The sequence below is a fragment of the Arthrobacter sp. ZBG10 genome (assembly GCF_001238605.1).
Lineage (GTDB): Bacteria > Actinomycetota > Actinomycetes > Actinomycetales > Micrococcaceae > Arthrobacter.
The window spans coordinates 1-8878 of record NZ_LFQH01000007.1; the positions used below are offsets into that span (position 1 = coordinate 1).

10 protein-coding genes are annotated in these 8878 nt (G+C 68.5%); 7 read left to right on the plus strand and 3 right to left on the minus strand.

The window, feature by feature from the left end:
- Positions 1-133: 133 nt before the first annotated feature.
- From ACU18_RS01855 to ACU18_RS01880, 6 genes are all read left to right on the plus strand, one after another.
- Positions 134-1264 carry an ABC transporter substrate-binding protein gene (locus ACU18_RS01855; protein ID WP_050683838.1) on the plus strand — a complete coding sequence of 377 codons (1131 nt, stop codon included), beginning with the start codon at positions 134-136 and terminating at the stop codon, positions 1262-1264.
- A 27-nt stretch (positions 1265-1291) separates the two neighbouring features.
- Positions 1292-2017 (plus strand): ABC transporter ATP-binding protein, encoded by a 726-nt coding sequence (locus tag ACU18_RS01860; RefSeq protein ID WP_050683839.1) that lies wholly within the window; start codon positions 1292-1294, stop codon positions 2015-2017.
- The gene (locus tag ACU18_RS01865) at positions 2007-2960 is read left to right on the plus strand and encodes an ABC transporter permease (protein ID WP_050683840.1); all 954 of its coding nucleotides are present in this window, start codon (positions 2007-2009) and stop codon (positions 2958-2960) included. Before ACU18_RS01860 ends, ACU18_RS01865 begins: the two co-directional genes overlap by 11 nt.
- Positions 2961-3038: 78 nt before the next feature.
- Positions 3039-3485: an SRPBCC family protein gene (locus ACU18_RS01870; RefSeq protein ID WP_050683841.1), complete on the plus strand. Its 447-nt coding sequence runs from the start codon at positions 3039-3041 to the stop codon at positions 3483-3485.
- 91 nt (positions 3486-3576) lie between these two features.
- Positions 3577-4839: a uroporphyrinogen-III C-methyltransferase gene (gene cobA / locus ACU18_RS01875; protein WP_050683842.1), complete on the plus strand. Its 1263-nt coding sequence runs from the start codon at positions 3577-3579 to the stop codon at positions 4837-4839.
- A 99-nt stretch (positions 4840-4938) separates the two neighbouring features.
- Positions 4939-6405, plus strand: a complete 1467-nt coding sequence (locus ACU18_RS01880) for an FAD-dependent oxidoreductase (protein ID WP_050683843.1) — start codon at positions 4939-4941, stop codon at positions 6403-6405.
- Positions 6406-6483: 78 nt separating this feature from the next.
- On the opposite strand, the gene ACU18_RS01885 is transcribed toward ACU18_RS01880, so the two are convergent.
- The 3 genes from ACU18_RS01885 to ACU18_RS01895 are packed head-to-tail and all read right to left on the minus strand — an operon-like array spanning position 6484 to position 8104.
- Complete coding sequence (locus tag ACU18_RS01885) at positions 6484-6924, minus strand: SRPBCC family protein (protein ID WP_050683844.1); 441 nt, start codon at positions 6922-6924, stop codon at positions 6484-6486.
- 58 nt (positions 6925-6982) lie between these two features.
- A complete protein-coding gene (locus ACU18_RS01890) occupies positions 6983-7810 on the minus strand; it encodes a DUF1206 domain-containing protein (protein ID WP_050683845.1) in 828 nt (275 codons plus the stop codon).
- A gap of 3 nt (positions 7811-7813) precedes the next feature.
- Positions 7814-8104, minus strand: coding sequence for a hypothetical protein (locus ACU18_RS01895; RefSeq protein ID WP_050683846.1), 291 nt, complete (start codon positions 8102-8104; stop codon positions 7814-7816).
- Positions 8105-8253: 149 nt separating this feature from the next.
- On the opposite strand from ACU18_RS01895, the gene ACU18_RS01900 reads away from it, so the two are divergent.
- Entirely contained in the window at positions 8254-8790 is a 537-nt protein-coding gene (locus ACU18_RS01900) for a hypothetical protein (protein ID WP_050683847.1), read from the plus strand.
- The last annotated feature ends 88 nt before the right edge of the window (positions 8791-8878 follow it).

Here is an 8878-nt window from a genome sequence, read left to right on the forward strand (position 1 = left end):
GCAGCGCTCCGGCGATTTCGCGTTTCCGGCGGAATGTGACGCCAGATGAACCCCCGTGACCCCCCGTTTCCGAGTCGTTGAACGGGTTTGGGTCACTCCCTATGGTGAAACAATGACTAGTTCCAAGCCCGGGATGACCCGCATCGTGGCAGGCGAAAGCGCTGCACCCCAGCGCAAGCGCGCGCTCGAAGCCGCCCTGGCCATCGGCCTGGTCCTGCTGATCGTGGTGGGGGCCGTGGTGTCGTCCACCGTCTCCCGCAATGCCAGCGCGGAAGCCGCCGAGCCCACACCCGCCGCCGAGCTCAAACTCGGCTACTTCGGCAACGTCACGCACGCGCCGGCGCTGGTGGGCATCAAGCAGGGTTTCCTCGCCGAAGCCCTGGGCAACACCACGCTCAGCACCGAAACCTTCAACGCCGGGCCCGCCGCCATCGAGGCGCTGAACGCCGGCGCGATCGACGCCGCGTACATCGGCCCCAACCCGGCCATCAACTCCTTTGTGAAGAGCCAGGGCCAGTCCGTCAAGGTCATCGCCGGGGCGGCAGCGGGCGGCGCGCAGCTGGTGGTCAAACCGGAAATCAAAACCCCTGCCGACCTCAAGGGCAAAACCCTGGCCTCCCCGCAGTTGGGCGGCACGCAGGACGTGGCGCTCCGCGCCTGGCTGGCAGGCAACGGCTACAAAACCAACGTGGACGGCAGCGGCGACGTGGCCATCAACCCCACCGAAAACTCCCAGTCGCTGAAGCTTTTCCAGGACGGAAAGCTCGACGGCGCGTGGTTGCCGGAGCCGTGGGCCTCACGCCTGGTGCTGACCGCCGGCGCCCAGGTTTTGGTGGATGAGAAGGACCTCTGGGACGGGGCGGAGACCGGCAAGCCCGGCGAATTCCCCACCACCATCCTGATCGTCAACCAGAAGTTCGCCGCCGACCACCCGGACACCGTGTCGGCCCTCCTCCGCGGCCATGCCAGGTCCGTGGACTGGCTCAACACCGCCCCCACCGCCGACAAAGCCGCCGTCATCAACGCAGCCCTGCAGGAATCGGCCGGCGCGGCACTGCCTGAGGACGTCCTGGCCCGGTCCCTGGCCAACATCACCTTCACCCTGGACCCGCTGGCCGGCAGCTACCCCCGGCTGCTGGCGGACGGCGTCACGGCGGGCACCACCAAGCAGGCCGACATCACCGGCCTGTTCGACCTCCGCGCCCTCAACGGCGTCACGGAGTCCGCAGCGAAGATTTCCGCGGCCGGCCTCGGCCAGGACTGACCACACCCCCTACCTAAGGACGGCACCATGCCAGTCGTACTGGAACATCTGGGCAAACGCTTCGGCGACGGCGCCCCGGTGCTGGACGACGTCAACGCCACCATCGGCAAAGGCGAGTTTGTCGCCCTCCTCGGTGCGTCCGGCTGCGGCAAATCCACCCTGCTGAACATCATCGCGGGACTGGAAGCGCCGTCGTCGGGCGCCTTGGAAGTACCCAGCGACGGCGCCGCGTTTATGTTCCAGGACGCCGCCCTGTTCCCCTGGCTGACCGCCCGGGAAAACATCGAACTGGCGCTGAAGCTGCGCGGCGTGGGCAAATCCGAGCGCCGCATCAAGGCGCAGGAGCTCCTGGAACTGGTCCACCTGGGCACAGCCGGCGACAAGCGCCCGCACGAACTCTCCGGCGGCATGCGGCAGCGTGTGTCGCTGGCGCGTTCGCTCGCCCAGGACCGGCAGCTGCTGCTGATGGACGAGCCGTTCGCCGCCCTGGACGCCATCACGCGCGACCTGCTGCACGACGAGCTGGAGCGGATTTGGAAGGAAACCGGGCGCACCATCGTCTTTGTTACGCACAACGTCCGCGAGGCTGTACGGCTGGGCCAGCGGGTCCTGCTGCTGTCCTCTCGCCCCGGCCGGGTGGTCCAGGAATGGGCCGTCACCGAGGAACACCACACCGATGCCGGACTCGCCGGCCAGCTGACCGGGGCCATCACGTCCCGGCTGCGGGAGGAGATCCGCCGCCATGCCAAGTAACCCCACGCCCCTCGCCGAGGCGCACCCGGACGCCCCCGATGAGGGCCACCGCTCCGTCCACGCCGCCCTGACCCGTTCGTCGACCGGACCGGAGGACCTGCGGGAGCTCGAAGCCGGCCTCGACTCCCTCCAGTCCGACGCCGACCGCAAGCACCGCATTGACTGGACCCGGATCCTGCTGCCCGTCGCAGCCCTGGTGGTGCTGGTGCTGATCTGGCAGTTCTACGTCTCGCTCGGGGTCAAGCGCCGCGACCTGGTGCCCGGCCCGCTGGATGTCCTGGGCCAGATGGGCGTCCTCTGGGGCGAGGGCAAACTGCAGGAGGCCATGTGGACCTCGCTGCAGCGCGGCGTGGTGGGGTTCCTCATCTCCGTGGCCATCGCCACCCCCGTGGGCCTGCTGCTCGCCCAGGTGGCGCCCCTGCGCCGGGCGTTCGGCCCGCTGATTTCCGGTCTGCAGGTGCTGCCGTCCGTGGCGTGGGTGCCGGCCGCGATCATCTGGTTCGGGCTGACCGACGCCACCGTGTACTTCGTGGTGTTTATGGGCGCCATCCCCTCCATCATCAACGGGCTCATCTCCGGCGTGGACCAGATCCCGCCGCAGTACCGCCGGGTGGGAACGGTGCTGGGCGCCTCGCGGCTGCAGATGGCGCTGCAGGTCATCCTGCCCGCCGCGCTGCCGGGTTACCTGGGCGGCCTGAAGCAGGGCTGGGCCTTCTCCTGGCGGTCCTTGATGGCGGCGGAAATCATCGCCGTGGGCGGCACCATTGGCTTCGGCCTGGGCTCCATGCTGAACCAGGGCCGCGACCTGGCGGACATGACGATCGTGATGTCAGCCATCCTCCTGATCCTGGCCGTGGGCATCCTGATTGAACTGCTGGTGTTCGGGCCCATTGAGAAGCGGCTCCTGCGCAGCCGTGGGCTCCTGGCCGGCAGCACCCGCTAGCCCCCATCCAACCCCTGCAAAGCCCGACGGCCGGACACGCCGCCGGGCTTTGCCGTTTAAGCGTGTAAGACTGGCCTGGTGACCGTCAGCTTCGTGTGCCGTACCGAATCCACCCTGCCGCCGGAGCGGCTGTTCGACCTGGCGCGGAGCATCGACCTGCACGTCGAATCGCAGCGCGGCTCAGCGGAGCGGGCCGTGGCCGGGGTGACGTCCGGGCTGATTGGCCTGGGCCAGCAGGTGACCTGGCGGGCATGGCACTTCGGGATCCCGCTCACCATGACCAGCCGTGTCACCCGGCTGGACTTCCCGGAAAGCTTCACAGACGAACAGGTCCGGGGCCCCTTTGCGTCCTTCCGGCACGTCCACGGTTTCGAGGCCACACCCACGGGCAGCGTGATGACCGACTCGGTGGAATTCACCGCACCCCTCGGTGTGCTGGGCCGGCTGGCCGAAAAACTGGTGCTGGCCAGGTACCTGGAGCGGCTCATCGTGCGCCGCGGACGATACCTCGCCGGCCTCTCCTGACCCGCGTCCCTATGTGACGCAGCGTTACCTTAAGTGAACTGGTGTTGCCCGGCCTTTGTAGGCGAATGTGACGCGGCCCTACCGTTGAGCCATGGCAATTCAGGACATTTACCCCACGGCGCTGCGGCTTCTGGGCCGCCCCGTGCTGGTGGTGGGCGGCGGACCCGTCGCTGCCCGGCGTGCCAAGGGGCTGCTGGATGCAGGCGCCCGCGTCACCGTTGTGGCCCCCGCTGCCTGCGCCGCCCTGCAGGAACTGGCCGACGCCGGCCTCCTGGCCTGGGTGCCGCGCCCCTACCTTTCCGCCGACGTGGACGGCGCCTGGTTCGTCCAGACCGCCACGGGCAACGCCGCCGTGGACGCGCAGGTTTCTGCCGACGCCGAAGCGCAGCGCATCTGGTGCGTGAACGCTTCCAACCATGAAACTTCCGCCGCGTGGACCCCAGCCGTCGCCGAGGTGGATGACGTCAAGATCGCCGTCAACGCCGGGGGAGACCCGCGCCGCGCCATGGCAGTCCGTGACGCCGTGGCCACCGCACTGGAAACCGGCGACCTGCCGCTGCGCCGCCGCCGCGCCCACCGGGGTTCCGTGGCGCTGGTTGGCGGCGGTCCCGGAGATGCCGGCCTGATCACCGTCCGCGGCCGCCGGCTGCTGGGCCAGGCCGACGTTGTGGTTGCCGACCGGCTGGGCCCCCGCGGCTTGCTGAAGGAACTGGCACCCGATGTCCGCATCATCGAAGTGGGTAAGACCCCCGGCCACCACCCGGTGCCGCAGGCGGAGATCAACCGGATCCTTGCCGACGAAGCCCTGCAGGGTCACCGCGTGGTCCGGCTCAAAGGCGGGGACCCATATGTGCTGGGCCGCGGCGGCGAAGAAGCCGAGTACTGCCGTCAGCGCGGCGTCGAGGTGGAGGTGGTGTCCGGGGTGACCTCGGCCATCTCCGTCCCCGCCGCAGCAGGCATTCCCGTAACCCACCGCGGCCTGGCCAAAGGCTTCAGCGTGGTCACCGGCCATGAGGAACTTTCGGAAGTCCCCGCCCGCGCCGACCACACCATTGTGCTGCTGATGGGCGTGGCCCAGCTCCGCGAATCCGCGTCCGCCCTCCGCGGAGCAGGCCTGCCGGGGGACACCCCGGTTGGTATTGTGGAAAACGGCTACCTGCCGGACCAGCGCGTCACGATTGGCACCCTCGGTTCCATCGCCGACCAAGCGGAAGCGGCCGGCGTCGCCAATCCAGCAGTGATCGTCATCGGTGACGTGGTGCGCGTGAGCCCCTTCGCCCCGGCGCACTTCCGGACCGCTGACTACAGCACCACCACCCCGAACCGTCCCCGTACCGCCCGAGTCACCACCTAGCCCCCCACCCAACTGACTCGCAGTTGTTGTCGTTTTGAACGCTCAAAACGACAACAACTGCGAGTCAGTTGGGAAGAAACGAACAAAAGGAACACAGCCGTGTCATCAAGCACTTCCGTAGGTTCTGCCGAGCGTCCCCTGCGCGTCGCCGTTGTGGGTTCCGGCCCGGCCGGTGTCTACGCAGCGGACATCCTCACCAAGAGCGAGGCCGTCAAAAGCGGCGAACTGACCGTCAGCATCGACCTGTTCGACCGCTACCCGGCTCCCTATGGCCTGATCCGCTACGGCGTGGCCCCGGACCACCCGCGCATCAAGGGCATCGTCAACGCCCTGCACAAGGTCCTGGACCGCGGCGACATCCGCTTCTTCGGCAACGTGGACTACGGCACGGACATCACCATCGAGGACCTCCGCACGCACTACGACGCGGTCATCTTTGCCACGGGCGCCATCAAGGACGCGGACCTGAACATCCCCGGCATCGAACTGGACGGCTCCTACGGCGGGGCGGACTTTGTCTCCTGGTACGACGGCCACCCGGACGTGTCCCGCGAATGGCCGCTGGAGGCCACGGAAATCGCCGTGATCGGCAACGGCAACGTGGCCCTGGACGTGGCCCGCGTCCTCTCCAAGCACGCCGATGACCTGCTGGTCTCCGAGATCCCGGAGAACGTCTACGCCGGCCTCAAGGCCTCGCCCGTTACCGACGTGCACGTCTTTGGCCGCCGCGGCCCGGCCCAGGTCAAGTTCACCCCGCTGGAGTTGCGCGAGCTGAGCCACTCCAAGGACGTGGACATCATCCTGTACCCGGAGGACTTTGAGTTCGACGAGGAATCGGACCGCCTGATCCAGAGCAACAACCAGGTCAAAACCATGGTTGGCACGCTCACCAACTGGATCGCCGAGCAGCCGGAGGACCTCTCCGAGCTCACCGCCTCCCGCCGCCTGCACCTGCACTTCCTGCACAGCCCGGTGGAAATCGTCGACTCCCCGGAAACCCCGGGCAAGGTGGGCGGCATGCGCTTCGAGCGCACCGAACTGGACGGCACCGGGAACGCCCGCGGCACCGGCGAGTTTGTGGACTACCCGGTCCAGGCCGTGTACCGCGCGATCGGCTACTTCGGTTCAGCCCTGCCGGAGATCGAGTTCGACCACAAGAAGGGCGTGGTGCCGAACGACGGCGGCCGCGTCCTGGACGCCGCCGGCACCCACGTGCCGGGCATCTACGCCACGGGCTGGATCAAGCGCGGACCCGTGGGCCTGATCGGCCACACCAAGGGCGACGCCCTGGAGACCGTCACGTACCTGCTCGAAGACCGCGAGAACCTGCCGGTAGCCGCAGTGCCCGAGGCGGACGCTGTGGTTGAACTCCTGGACACCCGCGGCGTGAAGTTCACGTCCTGGGAAGGCTGGCTGGCCCTGGACGCCCATGAGCTGGCGCTCGGCGCTGCCGCCACCGAAGCCGGCGGCTCGCACGGCGTGGAGGTCAAGCGGGAACGCATCAAGGTGGTGCCCCGCGGGGACATGGTGGCCATCTCCCGCGACGGCGTCGCCGCCCAGGTCTAAGGGTTTTCGGAAAGCATAAGAACGCGGGGCCGCCCGCACCTGTTCAGGTGCCGGTGGCCCCGCGTGGCGTTTAACCCCTCAACGCCCTGCCCCGCCTGCTGCCATCAGCTCCAACCGGCGCAGCGTTTCGCGGTTCCGCACGTCGATGGCGGGGTCCCGCAGGAACTTGGGCACCACGGTGCCGGGCCCCTTGATGGCGTCCTCGGAAATCGTCACCAGGCAGCCCGCGCCCCGGTCTTCCAAGTTGATCACCACCTTGGCCTCACCCATGGGCCAGCCGCGGGCCACCACTTCCAGCGAGCGGCCCGGGGTTACTGCCCTTACCCGGGTGCTGTCGTTGATCACCAGCGGCCACGCGCCCACTGAGTGGTGCAGCTGCGTGCCAGCAAGCGGCCAGTCCGGGTCCACGGCGCGGATCCGGGACGCACCCACCACCCAGCCGGAGTACAGCCAACCGTCAGCGATCACCCGCCACACGTCCTCGGCGGAGGAATTGAAGAGTTGGGACACAGTGGACATGGGACTCCTTCTGCTCTGGTGAAACGCCGTATTCCTTACGTACCCACTCCGGCCCGGCCTACATCCTGCCGAACCGGGCCCGGACCAGCGCGAAGATTCCGTAAGCGATGAAGCCCACCCCGATGGCCACCAGCAGGGCGGGCCCGAAGGGATGGTCCCGGAGGGCCTTGAGGCTGCCGTCCAGCCCTGTGGATTCCTCCGGGCGGTGCTTGGCGGCCGCGATGACAAACAGCAGGCCGGCCAGGTTCAGGGCGATGCCCTTGGCGATGTGTCCCACGACGCCCAGGACATCGATCAGCCCGCCGCGGCGGGTGCCGCGGAACCGGAACAGCTCGGCGCGGAAGCCCTGCCGCAGGCCCTTGACCACAAAGTAGACGCCCACCCCCATGGTGGTGAGCCCCACGGCCACCAGGAGCCACAGGCCCGCGGGATGGGCCATCAGGGCGGCGCTGAAGTCGCGGGTACTGTCGCCTGAATCGCCGCGCAGGCCCACGGCGAAGCCGGCAAAGCTGAGCCCCACGCTCCCGTACGCCACGGCCAGGAACCCGGACGAGATGAGCTTGCCCAGGCGCTCCCTGCCCGGCAGGCTCCGGGCCCGGACGGTGGCCTCGCTGGCCTGCCACAGCGCGAGCCCGGTGCAGGCGGCCACCCCGGCCCACATCAGGACCGGGCCCCAGGGGTTGGCCACGAGCTGGCTGAGGGCGCCGGTGATGTCCGCGTCGCCGGGCTGCCCGAAAGCCACGGCAATGGCCATCCCGCCCACCATGATGTGCAGCAGCGCCATCACGGCGAAGCCGGCCCGGGCCAGCACGTCGAGCGCCGGGGCGTTGGACGCGTCCTCGACGGCGTCGGCGGCCTGGCCGATTGCGGAATCCCCGTTGGACACCGGTCAGCCGTTCATTGGTCCTTCGGCGTGCAGCTTCTCCGCGCCGGGCCCCTCAACGTGCACGGTGCACCGGACCACAAGTTTCCCGGGGGCGTTGTCCAGCTCCACCAGGGAGTCGTCGCCGGAGAGCACCGTGAACACCTCGGAACCGGGGACCACCGCCACGCCCTTGGCCTTGGCCGTTTCCCTCGCGTTGGCCAGGGCCTCGCCCTGGAGTCCGCCCACGTAGGCGTTGTCGCTGTGGCGGCCGGAGTCGCCGAACGCCCAGCCGAATAAAGTTCCTGTGGTTTCCATGGCGTCGATTTTACGTCCTCGCGTCGCAAATTCCGGTCTTTGGACTTGGTAGTAAGTGTGCTTACTATGAGGGTGCACGTCCTGAAGGAAAATGCCCGGCCTGGCGCCGGCGTAGCTCCCCTCCCCGCTCAACGTTAGGAATGCACACCATGGCAGGAAACCTTATTGCCCGCTCCGTCCACGATCTCACGGCGGCAGCCTGGTTCGGCGGCTCCCTGATGGGCGCCATCGGCCTGAACGGCGCAGCGGCGGAAGCCCGGGACCCGGCGGAACGGACCCGGCTCTCCAGCGCAGGCTGGATGAAGTGGGCGCCGGTCCAGACGGCCGCGTTTGCCACCCACCTGGCCGCCGACGTGGCCATCGCCTGGGAAAACAAGGGCCGGATCGCCAAGCAGGACGGCGTTGCCCGCGACACGGCCATCAAAACGGCAGTCACCGTGCTTGGCGCCGCCGCTACGCTGTACTCCGGACTGCTGGGCAGGAAGGTCCAGCAGCTCGCCGGTGAAGGCGCAGAAGGCGCCACCGAGCCGAAGCCGGGCGCCTCGGACGAGCTGAAGGCCGCGCAGCAGCAGCTCAAGGTGCTGCAGTGGACCATTCCGGCCTTCGCAGCGGCTGTCATAGTCCTCGGCGCAAAGCACGGCGAAATGCAGCGGCCCAAAAACATCCTGGCGGGCCTGCACCGCTGACCGCAGCCTGCGGTTCAGCGCAACCAACGCTGACGCACGACGACGGCCCCGCACCTTTTCGGAAAAGGGGCGGGTTCTAGCGGTCGTT